12 protein-coding genes are annotated in these 20984 nt (G+C 40.1%); 11 read left to right on the top strand and 1 reads right to left on the bottom strand.

Translation table 11 applies throughout. The features are described 5' to 3' along the window. Positions 1 to 413: 413 nt before the first annotated feature. Positions 414 to 1817 (top strand): sulfatase, encoded by a 1404-nt coding sequence (locus tag KEM09_RS21275; RefSeq protein ID WP_212231858.1) that lies wholly within the window; start codon positions 414 to 416, stop codon positions 1815 to 1817. Positions 1818 to 1826: 9 nt separating this feature from the next. Then, a complete protein-coding gene (locus KEM09_RS21270; protein ID WP_212231856.1) occupies positions 1827 to 2885 on the top strand; it encodes an alpha-L-fucosidase in 1059 nt (352 codons plus the stop codon). A gap of 202 nt (positions 2886 to 3087) precedes the next feature. Here the strand turns inward: KEM09_RS21270 and KEM09_RS21265 are convergent, their stop codons facing one another. Beyond that, positions 3088 to 3960 (bottom strand): AraC family transcriptional regulator, encoded by an 873-nt coding sequence (locus KEM09_RS21265; protein WP_212231854.1) that lies wholly within the window; start codon positions 3958 to 3960, stop codon positions 3088 to 3090. Positions 3961 to 4354: 394 nt separating this feature from the next. Here KEM09_RS21265 and KEM09_RS21260 point away from each other — a divergent pair, with 394 nt between their 5' ends. From KEM09_RS21260 to KEM09_RS21220, 9 genes are all read left to right on the top strand, one after another. After that, positions 4355 to 7459: a SusC/RagA family TonB-linked outer membrane protein gene (locus KEM09_RS21260; RefSeq protein ID WP_212231852.1), complete on the top strand. Its 3105-nt coding sequence runs from the start codon at positions 4355 to 4357 to the stop codon at positions 7457 to 7459. Positions 7460 to 7487: 28 nt separating this feature from the next. After that, positions 7488 to 9062, top strand: a complete 1575-nt coding sequence (locus KEM09_RS21255) for a RagB/SusD family nutrient uptake outer membrane protein (protein WP_212231850.1) — start codon at positions 7488 to 7490, stop codon at positions 9060 to 9062. 552 nt (positions 9063 to 9614) lie between these two features. Continuing rightward, complete coding sequence (locus KEM09_RS21250) at positions 9615 to 12551, top strand: glycoside hydrolase family 2 TIM barrel-domain containing protein (protein ID WP_212231848.1); 2937 nt, start codon at positions 9615 to 9617, stop codon at positions 12549 to 12551. An 11-nt stretch (positions 12552 to 12562) separates the two neighbouring features. Next, positions 12563 to 15508, top strand: a complete 2946-nt coding sequence (locus tag KEM09_RS21245) for a glycoside hydrolase family 2 protein (RefSeq protein ID WP_212231846.1) — start codon at positions 12563 to 12565, stop codon at positions 15506 to 15508. Then, entirely contained in the window at positions 15489 to 16178 is a 690-nt protein-coding gene (locus tag KEM09_RS21240; protein ID WP_212231845.1) for an RraA family protein, read from the top strand. Before KEM09_RS21245 ends, KEM09_RS21240 begins: the two co-directional genes overlap by 20 nt. 1 nt (position 16179) lies before the next feature. After that, positions 16180 to 17379, top strand: a complete 1200-nt coding sequence (locus KEM09_RS21235; protein ID WP_212231843.1) for a mandelate racemase/muconate lactonizing enzyme family protein — start codon at positions 16180 to 16182, stop codon at positions 17377 to 17379. Between the two features lie 13 nt (positions 17380 to 17392). After that, positions 17393 to 18952 (top strand): sodium:solute symporter family transporter, encoded by a 1560-nt coding sequence (locus tag KEM09_RS21230; RefSeq protein ID WP_212231841.1) that lies wholly within the window; start codon positions 17393 to 17395, stop codon positions 18950 to 18952. An 89-nt stretch (positions 18953 to 19041) separates the two neighbouring features. Then, positions 19042 to 19830: an SDR family NAD(P)-dependent oxidoreductase gene (locus tag KEM09_RS21225; RefSeq protein WP_212231839.1), complete on the top strand. Its 789-nt coding sequence runs from the start codon at positions 19042 to 19044 to the stop codon at positions 19828 to 19830. 57 nt (positions 19831 to 19887) lie between these two features. Beyond that, complete coding sequence (locus KEM09_RS21220) at positions 19888 to 20766, top strand: SMP-30/gluconolactonase/LRE family protein (protein WP_212231838.1); 879 nt, start codon at positions 19888 to 19890, stop codon at positions 20764 to 20766. Positions 20767 to 20984 lie beyond the last annotated feature (218 nt).

The following is a 20984-nucleotide window of genomic DNA, read 5'->3' as shown; positions in this document are numbered from 1 at the left end:
GCAAATTGAAATCCGTTTAATCGAAAATGGCCTACAACTCACTAAATTTCAATATTTTCAAAGAACATTGTTAGAATTTAATGGGACAGTAATGACTTCAGAAGTATTTGAAATTCCTATTCAATACACCTAAAAACAACATTTTGTGTTATTAAAAGCCAATGTGTTTCGTTATGGTCTCACTCAAATAATTTGAGTTTATTTTTGTTACTGACTTAATTATTTCTGGCATATCATTAAGAGCTAATAGAGTTCAATAATCAGAAAAGAAAGTTCTTCTTTTAATTGGGCTTTACTATTAAGTTTGGGTTTATAATTTAATGAACAAATAGTTAATTTATTTAGTGACTAATAAGTGGAAAAAATATATCGGTATAACAGGTTTGTTCGTATTGATATAATACTATATTGAAATGATTGGAAAGAAAATGCAATTAGTTTTACTGGCAATATCGTTTTTAATACATTCTTGTCAAAGAAGCAGCTTAACTACAAATGATTTACCTTCAAAGCCGAATATTATAATACTATTTGCCGATGATGCCGGATATGCAGACTTTAGCTTTATTGGCAATAAAAGCATTGCAACACCTCACATTGATCATCTGGTAGAGAAAGGGGTAATATTTACGAATGGTTATGTAAGTGGTCCGGTTTGTAGTCCATCCCGAGCAGGCCTTATGACTGGCAGATATCAACAACGGTTTGGCCATGAGACAAATATCGGGGAGAACTATAGCAATACAGATCCGGAGTTGATTGGACTGCCTGTAGAAGAGAAGACGATAGCGGACCTGATGAAAAAGCAAGGTTATCATACTGGGATGGTGGGCAAATGGCACCTGGGAGAAAAAAAGCAATTTCACCCATGTAACCGGGGCTTTGATGAATTTTTTGGAATGCTGGGAGGTGGTAGTTCATATGCTGCCGGAACAGCAAAAGAGATACTCGATAATTTTGAAGCCTGCGATTATAAATCTCTTCCTTATCTGACTGATGCATTTGGGGATAAAGCCTGTGAATTTATCAAGAGGCATCAAAATGAGCCCTTCTTTTTATACTTGTCATTTAATGCTCCACACACTCCAATGCACGCGCGTGCTGATTATTTGCTTGAAGCACGACAACTTTTCGAAACAGAAGAACGTGCCATTAATGCAGCGATGACCAGATCGCTTGATGAAAACATTGGGAAAGTTACTGCATTGCTTCAGCAGTTGAAACTGGAAGAGAATACACTAATTTTTTTTACGAATGATAATGGAGGCGCTATGCCATATAACGCCTCATGTAATGATCCTTTTTCAGGCACAAAAGGTACTTTTCTCGAAGGTGGTGTGCATGTTCCTTTTATTGCAACATGGAAAGGCGTTCTCCCGGCGGGTAAAACCTATGACGAGCCAGTAATCTCTCTTGATATCCTGCCAACTGCAATCGCCCTTGCCGGAGGAGAACTGGACGATAAAATCCATTACGATGGTGTTAATCTGATGCCATACTTGTTAGGTGAGAAGGCTGGAAAGCCACATGAAAAATTGTTTTGGCGATTATTTTATCATGGTGCTGTTCGAAAAGGAGATTGGAAACTGATTTGGTTTGACGATCAGGCTCCAAGGCTTTATAATCTGAAGGAAGACATAGCAGAACAAAATGATTTGAGCATGATGTTTCCTGAGAAAACAGCGGAACTTCTGGATGAGTTTCATAATTGGGAAAAAGAGCTGGCAGTGCCTATATGGGAAACCCACCCGATGTGGAAGAATCATACCCTTGACAGGTATAATCAAGCCTATGTTGACTCTCTGAAAAGAAATTAATTGACTATTATGAAGAGATTGATATTTATATACTACAGTATTGTGTGTTTAGTGGGGCAAGGTTATAGCCAAGCGACAGATACTTTCCTGAAAGAGTCGAAGGAGGCATATGAAAAAAGGATGGAATGGTTTTCTGAAGCCCAATATGGTTTATTTATTCACTTCGGCTTGTATAGCCAGTTAGGTGGCGAATGGGATGGGAAAGTGTACGGAGACTATGCTGAATGGCTGCAGGCAGATGCTGATGTGCCATCTCAGGTTTATGCCATGTTAAGCGCTACATTTAATCCACAGGATTTTAATGCGGATGATATTGCTCGAACAGCTAAAAGTTCTGGAATGAAGTATATTGTAATTACAGCTAAACATCATGAGGGATTTTGTTTGTGGGATAGTGAGTATACCAATTTTGATGTGGCTAGTACACCGTTTAAGGGGAGAGATATTTTAGCGGAGTTAAGTGCGGCATGTAAGAAATATGGTTTGAGATTTTGTACATATTATAGCCTTATCGATTGGCACCATCCTTCACAGGAACGAAACGTAGATGGATCGGATGCATGGGGAAGATGGGGGAACGTACGAATGAAGTCAGGGCGAAAAGCAGAATACATCATGTACATGAAGAATCAGATTCGCGAATTAGTTGAGACATATGATTCAGACATGTTGTGGTTTGATGGGGATTGGGTTTACTGGTGGGATATGGCTTCAGGTATGGAGCTGTATGAGTATATCAGGCAATTAAAGCCTGATATAATTATCAATAACCGCGTAGCCAAACGATCCAAGTTTAAAAAAGACTTTGGAACACCAGAACAAGAGCATCCGGAAGATCAGCTGGAGTACTATTGGGAAGCCTGTTATACTTTAAATAACTCTTGGGGATTTAAAAAGAATGATGTGAAATGGAAAAGTGCGGATGAGGTTTACGATAAATTAAGAGATATCAATAATAAAGGGGGCAACTTGTTACTTAATATAGGACCGGATGGAAACGGTAAAGTTCCAGTGGAGAGTATCAAAGTCTTATTGGAAATAGGTGAGCGTGTTAATAAAGAATATTAAGTCATTGACTTTTTTTCTTTAATCGAAATCAGTTATTTAATGGTTGAACATTAAATGCTTAGGTTATTTGGGTTGATATTCGGTTAGACTAAACCTAATAATAACGGTGTATATCTGCAATGTGAAGTGCTTCGTAGAGTATTTTGGGTTAGTGCTTTACATTGATAATATAGGTAATTGTTCCTACTAGCTAAGAGCATATTTACCGAAAGGAATTTTTAACTTTAAGATAGGTGCTTGGTGCTACTCCAGTGACTTTTTTAAATTGTCGGTTAAAATATGACAGGCTATTATAGCCACATCGAAAGCAAATGTCAGATATACTTAGTTGATCCTCAATTATTAATTTGCACGCAAACCCAATGCGTACTTCGTTTGTGAATTCGCTTAACGATTTTTTGGTCTTCTGCTTAAAGAAACGACAAAGAGAGGCAGGTGTCATGTTAGCTATTGAAGCAAGGTCATTAAGTTTGATGTCTTTATCAAAATTACTTAGGATATAATCATAGATACTATCTACCCGTTTGGATTGATGATTCATGTAATGGCTGGCAAAAGGCGTTTTTGATATAAGTTGCCAATGCTCAAGATTAGCTAATTCCAGTAGAAGATATAGTAGTGAGATAATACGTTCAAAGGGAGTTTGGTCCACCATTTTTATCAGACGGTCATAGATTTCATGCTGGTCTGTCAATTGATATGAAATTCCAAGATGCGCTTGTTGTAACATTTTTTTGATAGTGTTCATCTCTGGCAGATCCATTAAACCTGTTGCACCCAGATCATCCTGAAAATGGATAACAATGGCCTCCACATTATCGTCGTTGAAGTTATCCAGATAATTGTCACTACTTTTCCAGACATGCGGTAAATAGGCGCCTAATAAAACCAGATCGCCATCTTTGAAACCGGATATATTATCTCCAATAAACCTTGTTCCTTCTCCTTTGATGATAAACACCAACTCTAATTTAGAATGATAGTGCCAATGATCTGAGAAGTAGGGGCGCCTATCGTGCCTGATAGATATAGATTGGTCAAACTGTTGGGGTAGCTTGTGATAATGAGCTTGCATAGTTAATTGATTCTTGAACTGATGTAATCAGTTGTAAAGGTATAATTATTTGCACACGCTTACCTTAAATTATGTTAAAATCATAGTTTGTTGCAAATATAGTTCAACTATGTGGTAAGCTTATTCTAATAGTTGAATTGGTGGCTAACTAATTTTGATACCTAATCCTTAAACAATATGATCTATGAAAAAAAGACGAAGAATTTATATGATTCTTGGTTGAAATCCTAAAGAAAAGTGGGAGCAGATAAGCCACTCCCACAGTGTGTTATCATTCAGTTGACAGTCTAAAAGATAACTTAAATCAATAAGGTAAATTTAGTAACCCAAAATCATGGAAAAAAATATAATCACAAAAAGTATTTATAAGCATTGCAAACACAAATTGAGATTTATGCTCAAGGTAGCAGTAATCTTGTGCATAGTTGTAATGCAACACAGCAATGTTTTAGCAGAAAAAAAAGGTAATCCGTCATCAGTGTCGCGGTCTTCATTGGATTATACTCGTAGAACAAATACCAATGACAAGCTTGTTCAGCAAAACAAGCTTGTTTCAGGTAAGGTAGTTAACACCAAAGGTGAATCCTTGCCGGGCGTAAATGTGTATGAAAAAAGTAATATGACGCATGGAGTCATTACAGGTTTAGATGGAACTTACACAATTGATGTTGCAGGACCTGATGCAATTCTTGTGTATTCTTTCATAGGATTTAACACCTTAGAGAAAGCAGTAAATGGTCAATCTGTAATTGATGTGATTCTTGAGGAGGAGGTAACAGACCTGGATGAAGTAGTTGTGGTAGGATACGGTACTCAAAAGAAGGTGAATGTAACTGGTGCAGTTGCGGCCATTTCTAATGACAAGTTGGAGAATCGTCCGGTAACCAATGTTTCTAATGCTCTGCAAGGCCTTATGCCAGGTGCAACCATTATCCAAAACAGTGGACAACCAGGTAAGGATATGGCTTCCATCAGGGTACGAGGCATTGGAACTCTAAATAATGCCAACCCTATGTACGTTGTTGATGGAATAGTAGTTGGTGGAATGAATGATTTGGATCCTAATGATATTGAATCAATATCTATACTAAAGGATGCCGCTTCTGCCGCTATCTATGGTTCAAGGGCTTCAAATGGAGTAGTACTAATAACAACCAAAAAAGGCTCCAACAAAGAACCTCAATTAAAATATGATGGTTACATGGGCTGGCAGCAGCCAATTGATCTCCTAGAGTATCTGCCTTCATGGAAGTATGCAGAGTTATATAATACGGCCCGACAGAATCAAGGACAGGCTATTGCCTATACACCTGAGGAAATTGAAAAGTTCAGAAATGGAAGTGATCCGGACAATTATCCGAATACCGATTGGTTGGGATTATTATATAAAGGTAGCGGATTTCAACAAAGTCATAGAGCTGAGTTGACTGGTGGTTCAAGCAATTCAAGCTATATGCTATCGGTTGGTATGCTTGATCAGGATGGAATTATCGAAAATTCAGGTTTTAAGCGATACAACACAAGAGCAAATCTAACCTCAAACTTTAAAAAGTTTACTGTGGGCTTAAATCTTTCCTTTACTTATGGAAAGACCACGGAACCAACCAATCCCTATACTGGGGATATGTATCAAATTTTCAGGCAGGTTAACCGGATTGCACCATTTGTGCCTTACAAGTATTCTAATGGTGAATATGGTTACATAGCAGATGGTAATCCAATTGCGTGGATGGATCTGGGAGCCATACGAAAGGAAAAGTATCGTAAAACAAGAGGCGTTGGCCGTATTGGATATGAGATTGCCAAAGGATTAAAAATAGAGGAAATTATTGGTTATGAATATACCGGTTCCTCAGATGAGAAGTTTATAAAGGATATTCAATACCGGAATTGGAAAACAGGAGAACCAACTCTTTATCAGGGGCCTAATAGCCAAAAAGATGTTAGACAGGACTATCAAATGTTAAGCTTGCAGACACTTCTGACTTACGATCGCACCTTTGGTAAGCATGCCGTGAATGCTCTTGCCGGCTACTCTCAGGAAGAGGCGAGAACAGATTGGAATAGTTCATATCGAAAAGAATTTCTTAGTAATGAGTTATGGGAGGTGAATGCAGGAGGAGCCGATGGTCAGGTGGCTGAAGGCTCGGCCTATGAGTATGCTTTAAAGTCATATTTTGGTCGTATCTCTTATGCGTTTGATGAAAAGTACTTATTTGAAGCCAATGTTCGACGTGATGGTACCTCTCGTATATCTAAAGAGCAACGTTGGGGAACATTCCCTTCTTTTTCGGTAGGTTGGCGATTGATTAATGAATCCTTTATGGAGTCTCTTCAGGACGTTGTGTCTAACTTTAAATTAAGAGCCGGATGGGGGCAACTTGGAAATCAGAACATAGGTAATTACCCTTATCAACAAGTACTTTCAACCGCTGATTACCGCTTAGGTGGAGCTGTTGTACCTGGAGTGGCATTGACACAAGGTGTTAATAGCGATATTCAATGGGAATTATCTACAACAACTAATGTCGGAATTGATCTATCTTTTTTTAAAAACCGATTATCGTTTTCAACCGATTTTTACAAGAGAATCACTTCTGATATACTGCTAAAATTACCCGTGCCAACGCCTACAGGTTTATCAAATCCTTATCAAAATGCGGGAGAGGTGATGAACAAAGGAATTGAGTTCCAATTAGGTTATAAATTGCAAAAAGGAGATTGGAATTTCGATATTTTAGCTAATGCTGCTTATAATAAGAATGAAATAACAGATTTAAAGAATGATGGTTCCAGAATCTGGCATAATAATTACAGTTTCTGGCAAGAGGGGTATCCGATTAATGCATTCGGAGGTTATCAGTCCGAAGGATTGTTTAGAACGCAGGATGACCTGGATAACAGTGCTGTGATTAATCGTACACAGGCAGGCTTGGGAGATATTAAATATAAAGATGTTAATGGTGATGAGGTGATAAATGCCGAAGATAGAGAGTATCTTGGGAGCTGGACACCGGCCTGGACATTTGGAACAACGCTCAATGCTTCCTGGCGTGGCTTCGATGCTCAACTGTTTTTTCAAGGGGCAGCCGATGTTAATGGCTATATGAAAAATGAATCAGTTGGCAGGTTACAAGGAAATACAACCAAACCTACTACCTTGTTTAGTGATTCATATGATGCAGTAACGAATCCTGATGGCAATTTTCCAAGACCGCTTAGTACGTGGTTGGTTAATGACTCAGAGGCAAATCCTTCGTCTTTCTGGGTTAAAGATGCCTCTTACTTACGTTTGAAAAATGTATTGTTAGGCTATAATTTACCTCAGTCAATATGTAATTATGCAGGACTGGAAAAGGTTAAAATATATTATAGTGGTCAGAATTTATTGACATTCTCCAAGTTACCTGATGGATTCGATCCCGAAGCACCTGCTGGTGCAAGAGCCTATTACCCACAGGTGAAGACTCACTCATTGGGACTGAAAGTAACATTTTAAGAGGATAATGAAATTAAATTTTATTGAAATGAAAAAATATAGCTTAATACTAGTCGTTTTACTATATCTGACTGCTTGTAATGATGGTTTCCTGGATAAAAATCCATTGGATAAATTATCTAATGAAACGTTCTGGAATAATGAAACAGATGCTATTGCTGCAGCCAATGGTTGTTATAATTCATGGTGGGATATTTACTATGTTTTGTATTTTGACTGTGCTTCAGATAATGCATATAACCCTTATCCTTGGGAAGGTTTCCAGGTACAGGCAACCGGACTAGCCTCGCCGAGCAATACAGGAAGCAGTTTTATGGGCTATGGTAACATCACCAAATGCAATAGTTTTCTTGAAAATATTGACAGGCCGGTTATGGATGAAAACCTGAGAAAGCGATTAAAAGCAGAGGTCCGTTTTCTTAGAGCCTGGGATTATTTTATCAAGGTTACTTTATATGGAGATGTGCCTTTGGTTGAACAATTACTTAACCCTGCAGAGGCCAATCTTCCGCGGACATCAAAGGCTGAAGTGGTAAAATTTATCCTGGATGAGTTAAATGAGGTATACCAGGATCTACCTGAATCATACGCTGGCTCAGATGTGGGGCGAATTACTCAAGGTGCTGCACTGGCTCTCAAAGCCAGAATGGAAATCTTTGTAGGAAAATACGAGGACTGTATTAATTCCTGCTTAAAAATAATGGATCTTGATTATGCATTGTTTGAGAGTTACAAAGGACTATATAAAATTGCCAACGAAAATAATCAGGAAGTAATTTTGGATGTTCAGTATGCTGAAAGTCTCGGAACAACATGGGTTTTAGGTGTAATGCCACCAAACTCTTCGGGTGGATGGAGCTCTATAAATCCAACACAGGCCCTGGTGGATGCATATGAATGTGTGGATGGAAAAACAATTGATGATCCCACTAGTGTGTATAATCCTGATAGTCCATATGATAACAGAGATTCAAGGCTAGCTGCCACAATTATTTATCCGGGTGCTTATTACGGTTCTAATTATCTTAATTCAATAGATGAAAATGATCCTAACGGCGATTACTATGCGCCATACGGCCGATCTAAAACAGGGTATTATCCCCGTAAATACATTGATGATTTAAACGACTATCCTAATGTTTGGGAAACAGGAATTAATGGTATTGTGATTCGTTATGCAGAGGTGTTGCTGATGTATGCCGAGTCAAAAACGGAAATAAATGCTATTGATGCCACGGTATATGACGCCTTGGATGCTATTCGTCAGAGAAGCGGGATGCCAAAAGTTGATCGTCAGGTATACAATTCTGTTGACAAGCTTAGGGAGCTGATTCGTAGGGAAAGAAGAGTAGAGTTAGCCATGGAAGGAGTAAGGTGGTTTGATATTTGTCGATGGCAAATAGGTAATGAGGTGATGAATGGTATGGTGTATGGCGCCCGGTTAGGAACGGTAGACCCCAATGATGGAACCTTAAACTTAACAGATGAACGAATTGAAGTTGAGACACGCATCTTTGATGAAAGTAAGCATTATTTGTGGCCTATTCCGCAAAGTGTAATGGATGCTACTCCTGCAATGATGCCTAATAATCCAAAATACTAATCTGTAATAATACAAAGTCAGTTAATAATCAAATGGGGTTTTATACCCCATTTGATTTTGGTGCTAGAATGGTTTAAATATTAATAATAGAGTGAGTGTTTAAAGTCCATGCATATCTTGATTAAACGGCTACTATAAAATGAGCGATATTCGATGGAATCAACCTGATGATATGGCTTTACAGGCAACCTTTCAATGTGTTCTTATGGTTGCTTTATCTCCTGTGTTTTTGAAGCTAACTCCACCACTATTCTATGTTAAAACCAATGCGAAGCCTAGCATATCAAATGAGGCTGAAGTGAAATATCGTTGTTCTGAAAAGTTACATTTGAATAAAAACGATTAAATATTAATTCTCTATGCAAAAATAGTTCAACCATTGGATAAGGATATTCTATCAGCCAGTCTGAAGTTCACCTAAATTTGTATTTGTGTCAGGGGATATAAAGCTGGCGATATCTCTGATGTATTCTTAATTAATCAAATCTTTGAAATTGGTTGAATCAGAATGTTTTTTTGACAAGCAGCCGATTAGTTGTAATTTATAGTATAATGAAAATGAAATTAGGTTATGTTTTTCTCATCGTCTTGGCATTTATGCATTTAAACCCGATAAATGCACAGTTTGCTGCAGTGCCAAACGAAACAGATAAGTCTGCAATAAAAGTCGACCTTGGAGGGGAGTGGCATTTTAGTCATCCAAGAAAATATCATAGAGACAGTTTGTTAAAAGGCAGTGAAAATAAGCACGATATTCAGGTACCTGGGGAGTGGACCATGCAAGGGTTTTCACTTGAGCCTGGTGAAACAGGTACATATAAAAGGGATTTTGCCATACCAGATAATTGGAAAAATTCTACGGTGTATTTGCGATGCGATGCTGTTTTTAGTAAGGCAGTCGTTAAAATCAACGGGCAGATAGCCGGGGCACACCAAGGACCTATGATGGCCTTTGAATTTGATGTAACAGACTATTTAACTTATACTAGTGATAATGCCATATCATTGGAGGTGACTGCAGAAACAATGGCTGATACCCTGATGTCTGGTACACAATATGCTGCTCATCAAATGGGGGGTATCCTTCGAAAGATATTTTTATACGCAGTACCACAGGTGCATTTAAGCGATTTGAGTATTAAAACAGACCTGGATAGAAAATATGAGAATGCGGTATTAAAAGTTGATGCATCAATTAATTGTAAGCAATTATCTGAAGATGTGTTGATTGTGTCAAGGCTTTTCGATCCCAAAGGTAATGAGGTGAAGCTTAACAACTCTAAGCATCGCTTAAATTTGAATGACAAAGGAAAAACACCACTTAGCTTGTCGTTTGCAGTGAATAAGCCTTTAAAATGGGATGCAGAACACCCTCATCTATATCGACTGGAGATGGATATACACTCCAGGGCCGGAAAAGAGAAGATTGTAAAGTATATTGGCTTCAGAGTCATTGAGGTCGTAGGCAACGAACTATATGTTAATGGAAAACCGGTTAAACTTAAAGGAGTTAACCACCATGAAGTTCACCCACTAATGGGGCGCAGTCTCAATCCTGAACTTTGGAAACTGGACGTGGAGTTACTAAAAAAGGCAAATGTCAATTACCTTAGAACCTCACACTATCCAACTTCTGAAGAGTTTGTGGAATGGTGTGATAAATTGGGCATTTATGTTGAACTGGAGAATCCTTTGTGTTGGATTGGTCATCACGCCAATAAACATTGGATAAAGAATGCGCCTGAAGACAATAGTTTTTATCCTTATTTTGAGGAGGTAGCTAAACTAAACATAGGGTTTTTCAGAAATCATCCAAGTATCATCATGTGGTCGATGGCCAATGAATCGAAATGGACACACAACTGGTCGAAACTGGCCGATTTCTATAAGCAAAGCGATCCAAGTCGCCCGGTTACCTTTCACGATCAGGCTTACGGCGGATTTAATAACTATGGAAGTGGCAAAATGCCAGTGGCCAATATCCATTATCCTGGAACTGGAGGACCTAAAGTGGCTGAGGATTTTAACAGACCACTTTTATTTGGGGAATTTGCTCATTTAAATACCTATAACAGGGTTGAGATTGTCACGGACCCTGGAGTGAGAGATGTATGGGGACGTGGGTTTAAAAGTATGTGGGAAGGGATGTATGCTAGTCGCGGATGTCTTGGAGGTGCTATCTGGTCTGGTATAGATGATGTGTTTTATTTACCCGATGGACGTGCAGTTGGATACGGAGAATGGGGCCCCATTGACGGATGGAGGCGCGAAAAACCCGAATACTACCACATGAAGAAAAGTTACAGTCCTGTGAAAGTGCACAACCTTCAAATTGCAGCAACTGATTTGAACAAAGGTATTCAGCTTCAGGTTGAGAATCGTTTCGATTTTACCGATCTGGCAGAGTGTTCAATTTATTGGACTCTGGAAACAGAATCAGGTCAGGCAAGAATGTCTTTAGCACCAAAGCAGAGTGGCATTCTGACCATCCACCCAAAGTCGAATGACCTGAATGGTAAGATTCTATATCTGACATTTACTTCCCCACAAGGCATAGAAGTAGAAAAGTGTGCCATTGAAATAGGTGAAGTTCAACGCAATAAGCTACCTTTTAGCTCTGTTGCTCAATCAGCGCTCCATGTGGAAGAAGAAGATGGGTGCCTAAAAGTAGATGGTGAATCTTTTGCATGGCTATTCGATATTCAAAAAGGAAAAGTTAAGGAAGCCACTGTAGAAGGAGAGACGGTACTGAAGATGGGAGCTGAACTAATGATGCTGAAACTTACAACCGGAGAGTGTTTAACTGAACACAGCCTGGATATTCCGTTCTATAATGAGGTATGCAGTCACTGGGAAGTTAGCAATGTGACATGGACTAATCAGAATGATACAATTGAGATAAATGTTGCAGGTAACTACGAACAGGCTGTTGGTACAATAAAATATCAGTTGTCTCAGGATGGTGTTATGACCATCACTTATGATTTCGAATCGCTGATTGAGATGAATCCTCGCCAGTGGGGTATTGTTTTCACAACATCGGCAAACGTGAACCATCTTAAATGGTACCGGAGAGGTTTATGGAGCTCCTATCCAGATAACCACATTGGCCGTATTAATGGGGAGGCCATACCGTTTGCGACACAGGCATTCTTATCCGAATCATTTGGGCAACAACCCGATAATGACTGGAGATATGATGCCAACCGGTTAGGGACGAACGATTTCAGAGCAACGCGCGAGAATATTTATTGGGCTTCCCTGACCTCGGAAGAAGGCAAAGGAATGGCTGTGATATCTGATGGCACACAGGGATTCAGGGCTTTTGTTAATCCGGATAAGACCATCAGTTTTCTGGTAACAGATTATACAACGGGTGGTGGCGACCTGTTTTTCAGTGGTCATTACAGCAACGAAAGAATAAAACTTAATAAGGGGTCTAACCTCCATGGAATAGTTAAGCTGCAGTTGGTAAAATCAAATCTGTAATTTATAAGAACATGCAAAAGAAATTGTTAATTGCTTTCCTGGTATCAATCTGGTCTGTAGGATTATTTGCGCAGTATCATTTCGATACGGCAAAACTAAAGACGATTAGATGGTCACCCATGCCTGATGTTGTTAAGGGAGAGAAGGTAAAGAAGATTTTGTTGGATGGTCAATGGAGCTTTTCAACATCACCTTATAAAGAGTTCTGGAAAGAGCATTCACAGAAGGGATGGCCTTTAATAACGGTGCCTGGTGAATGGGTGATGCAGGGATTTGATGTGGAGCCAGGAAAAGCAGCTGGCTATCACAGAAATTTTAATGTGCCGGCCAATTGGAATAATTTCAGGATTAAACTTAAATGCGAAGCGGTTTATAGTGATTGCGACATCTGGTTGAATGGGAAGCGTGTAGGTAAACATATAGGTGGATTCACACCTTTTGAGATGGATGTAACAAATGCAATAAAGACTGGTGAGAATACTATTGCACTTGCTGTTAGAAGTGAAAGTCTTGCAGATACCTTATCCGGAGCATCCCAGTATGCAGTGCATCCTTTAGGAGGCATATCACGTTCTATCAGCCTGGTAGCATATCCCGATCTCAACCTTGCATCATTGCATGTGAGTACAGTCTTTGATTCCTTATACACTGATGCTATTTTAACATCGCATCTTAAAGTAGCGAATGAATCAGACCTCACACAAACAGCGGATGTAAAGTTAGTGCTTAAAGATAACAATGGGAAAGTGGTAATGGAATCCACACATTCATCAGGCATAAACCTGAAGGCTGGTGAAGTTAGGAATATAGATCTGAAGATGCAGGTTGTTGCACCAATGAAATGGGAACCGGAACACCCGCATCTTTATTGGCTTGAATGTGCATTGATTCAGAACGGAAAAGAAAGTTCAGTGACGAAAAGACGCTTCGGTTTCCGGCAGGTTGAGGTGAGAGGTAATCAGATGTTTGTAAATAATCAGCCTGTTAAGCTAAGAGGTGTAAACCGACACGAGGTGGATCCGCTCAGAGGTCGCTCTCTGTCCGGAAATCAGTGGTATGAAGATGTGAAGCTATTCAAGGAAGCAAATGTTAATTACATCCGTACATCACATTATCCACCTCATGAAAAGTTGCTGGAAGCCTGTGATGAATTGGGTATGTTTGTAGAAGAGGAGGCACCATTCTGTTGGGCAGGAAAGCAACCCGTATCCAACGCTAACTATTTTGAAGCCATTCTTCTACCGACACTTGAGATGGTGGAGCGAGATAAATCTCATCCATGTATTATTCATTGGTCCATCGGTAACGAATCCTATGATTTTAATGAGTTATTTAAACAATCTGCCGACCTGGTAAAGGAAGCAGATCCGTCTCGCCCGCGTATCTTTAGCCAGTACGGGGAGGATTCTGACAGCGGTTATCTTGAACTGGGGAACCATCACTATCCGGGTTCTTCCGGCCCATTAAAATATAAGGATAACAGACGCCCCGTTACCTTTGATGAGTATTGTCACTTAAATGCATATAACCGGTATGAGTTAATGACAGATCCAGGCGTTCGGGATGCATGGGGGGAGATTCTATTGAATATGTGGGAAGAAATGGTGGCTTCCAAAGGCGTATTGGGTGGCGCTATCTGGGCTGGTATCGATGATACGTTCTTTTTGCCTTCCGGCCATGTGGTTGGATATGGTACCTGGGGGCCAGTGGATGGCTGGAGAAGGACCAAACCAGAATACTGGCACATGAAAAAAGTGTATTCACCTGTTAAACTGAAGCGATTAACAACCGAACCCAATCAGCCTGTTAAATTTGAAGTAGAGAATCGCTATTGTTTCTCTAATTTGTCCGAATGCCGTTTCGTATGGAAAACAGAGAGCGGAGAAGGCGTGGTTCAGCCCAATGTTAAGCCAGGTGAAAAAGGAACTTTTGTACTGCCTGTGCATAATGAGGAGGTGCAAAAGCTAACTGTTGAAATTTGGAAAGATTTAGATAGTCCGGTCGATAAGTATGTCTATAATAACAAGCCATCTGATCTTTCAATGCTTCCAGTTAAGAAAGATAAGTTTAAATGGCAGTCAGAGGGAGATTTTCAGGTTGGAAAATCAAAAAATACAACAATACAAATAGGTACAGATAAGCTTGTGGTTGCTGATGCTGAAGGTAGAGTTCTATTGGGCGAATGGCCGGGATTGATGTTGGTGCCGTTTAATAGCGGAGGGGATACGCAGATGACAAAGGAGACCCCCGAATATGAATTGTATTCGCCAATGGCAACCAATCGTCAGATTTTATCAATTGATGTGGTAAGGTCGGTTGCCGATGTAGAAATTGTTTTGCACGATGCCTATAATGAGGCCATAGGAAAAACAAGGATACTTGTGACGGCCAATGGTCAAATAACTGTAGATTATGAATACAAGTTGCTAAAAAACCAAAACCTGAGACAATGGGGAATGGCATTCAGGTTACCAGCAACTATCGACAGGTTAAGCTGGCAGCGTAAAGGCCTATGGTCCGTTTATCCCGAAGATCATATTTCTCGTCTTGAGGGTACCGCTCAATTGTTTTATAATCATCCGGAATGTGGCACGGCCGGACCAAATGAGAAACCAGATTATCCATATTCAGAAGACCAAACGCCATATGGAAGCAATGATTTTCGCTCAACCAAACGTAATGTGCTTCAGGCCACATTGTTTAATACTCACAATTCGGGTATTCAGCTTCATTCGTCAGGTTTGCAGCACCTAAGGTGTTGGTACCATAATGAGCGAGTGAATATGCTTGTGGCTGAATATGATAATCCTGGGGCAGAGAGGTTTTTGCGCAGATTTGTTAATCATGCGGCATTATTTGATATCCCGCTTAAGAAAGAGCAAACTATTCGTGGGAAAATTAATCTGAACATACTTAATGAAAGTAATAATGGGGACTATGACTTGGAGAAACGATAATGAACTGTTTGAGCTGATACAGAAAGAGCTTTTTACAGCTGTAGTAGGTGATATTATGGATAAGATGGGCTTGCAAAAGCAATTTCTGCCTCCGCAGATACGTCCGCTGAAAGATGATATGTTCCTGGTTGGTCGTGCAATGCCTGTGCTTGAGGCCGACTGTTTTGAAGAATTATCTGGCGGTTCTCAAAATCCATTGATGAATAAACCGTTTGGCTTGATGCTCGAGGCATTAGATGCCATTCAGCCAGACGAAATATATATATGCTCAGGTTCATCACCCGATTATGCCCTGATGGGAGAGCTGATGATGACGCGTATTAAACAGTGTGGAGGCGCAGGAGCTGTTGTTAATGGCTATTCAAGAGATACCTATGGGATACAAGCAGTAGGCTTGCCTGTTTTTTCGTATGGACCCTACGCACAGGATCAGGCGCCAAGAGGAAAAGTCATTGACTTTAGAGTGCCTATTGAAATGAATGGCGTTCGAATACATCCGGGGGATATTATTATTGGTGATATTGATGGCGTATGTGTTGTGCCACGTAAGGTTGAGGAAGAAGTTATTATGCGGGCACTTGAAAAAGCCAATGGTGAAAAAAAGGTTTTGAAGGCCATACAGGGTGGCATGAGTGCTGTTGATGCTTGGGAGAAGCATGGCATTATGTAAAATGAAAACGATCAAATATTTATACGATAAGAAAATGAAGATTACTGATGTAAAGGTATGGTTGGTTGAAGGTGTTAAGTACAATTGGACCATGCTTAAAATATATACTGATGAAGGGCATACCGGGGTTGGTGAGGCTACCAACTGGCCTGGAAGCCAGATTGTAGAAGCAGCTGCCAAAGAGCTGGGACAACGGATTATAGGCATGAATCCCATGCGTATTGATTTTATCTGGACCAAGCTCTATAGAGATTTGAATTGGGTAGGGCCATATGGTGCCAGTATGTGCGCCATTTCGGGCATCGATATGGCACTGCTGGATCTTAAGGCGAAAGTGCTTGGGGTACCAGTGTACGACTTGTTAGGAGGTGCCTTTCGAACAGATATCAGGTTGTATGCCAACTATTGGTTTACAGGTGGTGGACACAAGGCTGAAGATTATGCCCAACAAGCCAGGGATGTGATGAGCCAAGGTTTTAAAGGGGTTAAATTTGACCCTTTTGCGCATGTTAACTACTTATATGGTGAGGATTTAAATACTGATTTGGGCTTATCAAAAGAACAGCAGGATAGGGCATATGAAGTAAGTGAAGCTGTGCGTCGAGCAATTGGGCCTGAGGCTGATATGATGATTGAAACACATGCCATGCTTAATTACAAAACTGCGGTGGCAATGGCTGAACGTTTATCAAAACTGGATATTACCTGGTATGAAGAGCCTGCCGGTCCTGAAAGTGCCAGTACACTTCGTGCCTTTCGCGAACGCATCGATCCCAAAGTATCCATTTGTGTAGGTGAACGCCATTATACACGACATGGAATTCGCGATTTGTTGGAAAAACACGTGGTTGATGTGATCATGCCCGATATAACCCGTTGCGGCGGACCATCAGAAATGAAAAGAATGGCGACAATGGCGGAAGCTTACAATGTGCAGTTGGCGCCTCATAATCCTAACGGACCTTTGTCTACACTGGCCAGTGCCCATGTTTGTGCGGCAGTACCTAATTTCTTTCGACAAGAGTTTATGTTTAATGATGTACCCTGGCGTGATCAGGTGATAGATCATCCTATTGCAGATATGATTGTTAGTGGGCATCTTCATTTGTCAGAGAGACCGGGATTGGGTGTTGATTTAATAGAAGAGGAAATGGAAAAGCATCCTGGAATCAGGGAGGCACGACCAGGTTTTTATATCTAGGAGAGCAACGACTATGACGATATTGGATATTATTATTTTCATTGCCTATGGATTGGTGATTATCATGATTGGTAATCTCTTGTCCCGTTCGTCTAAAAACGAACGGGACAGTAACTCCTATTTCTTTGCAGGGAATAGCCTTCCGTGGTACCTGATTGGAACGTCAATTATTGCCGCAAATATCTCAGCCGAACAATTTATTGGTATGTCAGGCTCAGGTTATGCAATCGGTCTGGGTATTGCAACATATGAATGGATAGCCGCATTGATTTTGATTGTAGTGGCCAAATACTTTTTACCGGTATTGATTGATAATAAGATTCATACCATGCCTCAGTTTATGGAGTTCAGGTATGATAGGCGGATTAAAACCATACTGGCCATCTTCTGGATATCACTTTTCGTTATGGTTAATATTACTTCCATTCTTTATCTCGGTGCTTTAACCTTGAAATCATTACTTGATATACCACTGGTTGCAGCTATCATTGGACTGGCCATGTTTACTCTGATGTATTCTCTCTTTAATGGATTAAAGGCCATTGCGTCAACTGATATTATTCAGGTCGTTTTTCTGGTAGCTGGAGGATTGCTAACTACCTATCTTGCTTTGAATGCTATCAGTAACGATGGCGGATTATGGGAAGGTTTCCAAATGATTAAACAGCAAGCGCCTGAGAAGCTCCATATGGTGTTGCATTCTTCCAATCCTAATTACAAATATTTGCCTGGCGTAAGAGCCATATTGGGTGGAATATGGATAGCTGGTATATACTATTTTGGGGCCAATCAGTACATTATTCAAAAAGCACTAGGGGCCAAAAACCTAAAGGAAGCGCAGAGAGGAATGGCCTTTGCTGCATATTTGAAATTGTTGCTTCCTTTGATTGTTGTGGTTCCTGGTATTGCAGCATTTGTGTTGAATGCTGATATTAGCGGACCTGATGAGGCGTATCCCTGGTTATTGACAACATTTATTCCATCAGGATTCAAAGGATTTATTTTTGCAGCCCTCATTGCAGCTATTGTATCTTCTTTGAGTGCTATTATTAATAGTACTTCCACCATTTTTACCATGGATATTTACAAAGTCTATTTTAATACTCAAGCTTCAGAACGACAATTGGTAAAAACCGGACGAATTTCTGGTTTGGTTGCTATGGTCATTGCCACATGCCTGGCTCCATTACTTGGGCATGTTGAGCAGGCTTTCCAATTCATACAGGAATACACAGGGATGTTGAGTCCGGGTATTACCGCTATTTTTGTGTTTGGTCTTTTCTGGAAGAAAACAACATCCAATAGTGCTCTTTGGGGTATGGTGGTATCAATTGTTGCATCTGTTCTTCTCAAATTTGGTTTCCCCGATATGCCTTTTCTTGATAACATGCTTGTCGCATTTTTGATAACAGCCAGTTTCATTATTTTGTGGTCATTGGTAGAAGGGAGATATCATATGAATGGTAAAGCTATCATGGTTTGCAGAGGTGCATACCGTACTGGCTTTGTCTTTAATGTGGCTGCAGTTGGTATAATCGTCATATTATTAGCTTTATACATCTCATTCTGGTAGGTTTGGGATCATTATGAGTTAGAAATTATTCACAAACATTATGAATAACTTTTGAGGTTATCAGTTTATTCAATAAAAATAATCTAAACATGCTTTCTATTAATTTAAAGGACAAAGTAGCAATAGTAACCGGGGTTTCATCTGGTATAGGTGCAGGTATTGCGGAGGTGCTTGCCCGGGCAGGTTGCCATATAGCTGGATGTGCCAGAACCAATGCCTCAGACCCAAAAGTTATGGATTTTATAATGTCTGTTGAGAAATGGCAACGCGAGGCGTATTACCATCCCGTTGATGTGACTCGCAAAGAGGATATAGAAATCTTTGTAAACAAGGTTATTAAACGATTTGGTAGAGTTGATATTGTCATTTCTAATGCCGGAGTGAATGTTTTTCGTGGTGTGGATAACTGCAGCGATGAGGATTGGGATTACAACAATAAATTGAATCTGTCTTCTCACTGGCATCTGGGTAAAATATGTAAACCATGGCTGGAGAAAGCCGAAAATAGCGTATTTCAGGTGATCACCTCGAATCATGCCTTTGCCTCTATTCCAGGTTGTTTTCCATATAATGTAACAAAAACTGCCTTAACGGGCCTTGTTAGAGCCATGGCTATTGAGTGGGGACCATCAATCAGAGTGGTTGGTATTGCTCCAGGTTTTATAGATACTCCTGGAAATGATAAGTGGTTTAATTCGTTTCCTGATGCTCAAGCTGAGCGTCAGCGTACTATTGATATGCACCCGGCAGGGAAACTGGGCACCCCTGAAGAAGTTGGCAGTTGGTGTGCCTTTCTCGCAAGTAGTTTTGCTGCTTTTGCAACAGGTACAACTTATCTTATTGATGGAGGGCGATCTGCCTTAATGCAGGATGCTTAATTGAAGGGGAAAGATTTTGCGTGAAGAAACACGCTTTGATGCAACGTTTTTAATGTTATGAAGCAGCAAATTGAATTGGTAAAAAACACCCCGCAGTCGAAGCTGGGAGAAGGACCTATGTGGCATCCTTTGAATAACTCCTTGTATTGGGTAGATATTGTAGGGATGAAACTACATTGTTACGACTCTTTGAACAAGTATACCGAGACTTTGGAGTTACCATCTATGGTAGGTACAGTTGCACCTGCCAATGGGCTGTATGAGGTCCTGTTAGCCTTGGAAAACGGCGTTTGTGGCCTTGATAAGCAAGGGCAACTTGTTAAGTTGGCCGATTATCCGGCTGATGAACTACCCAATAATCGGTTTAATGATGGTAAAATAGATTCCAAGGGCCGTTTGTGGGTTGGCACCATGAACAAGAAGGTTGTGGATAATGCAGGTAACTTATACTTACTTGAAGGAGGAAAATGGCAGGTTAAACAGGCAGAAGTAACCATTTCTAATGGCTTAGCCTGGTCTGCCAATAAGCAAACCATGTTCTATATTGATACATCGCAGTATCAGATATGGGCGTATGATTATGACTGTGATAGGGGTTTGATAGATAATAAAAAAGTCGTTGTTGAAATTCCTAAGGAGCTTGGTGCTCCTGATGGTATGACTATTGACCAGCAAGGCATGCTTTGGGTGGCGCACTGGGGTGGGAGTGCAGTTATTCGTTGGAATCCGTACACTGGTGAACGAATGGAGACAATTGAATTGCCGGTACCACATGTAACCTCATGTACTTTTGGAGGTGAAGCTTTGGATACTTTATATATTACAACAGCGCAAGAGGGATTGAACGATGCGGAACTTAAGAAATTTCCATTAAGCGGATGTTTGTTTAGGGTTAAAATGGATGTTCAGGGATTACCAGCCAATATTTGGAGATGACAGGATGGCAATTGGGTTATACATGAACTGATTGTAGTATTTGAAAGTTGGCAGAATAGCCTTTGACTGCATAAACAGCAAGGTCAATTTGTTTTAAGATAAACGTGATAATAAGAATAGTGCATGACCAAAAAAGTAATCACTTTCGGAGAGATAATGCTCCGTTTGTCAACGCCTGGTTACCAGCGTTTTTCACAGGCAAGCGAGTTTGAAGTATG

Origin of the sequence: Carboxylicivirga mesophila, assembly GCF_018271975.1 — a bacterium.
Classification (GTDB): domain Bacteria; phylum Bacteroidota; class Bacteroidia; order Bacteroidales; family Marinilabiliaceae; genus Carboxylicivirga; species Carboxylicivirga mesophila.
This window is presented reverse-complemented; position numbering and strand designations above follow the sequence as displayed.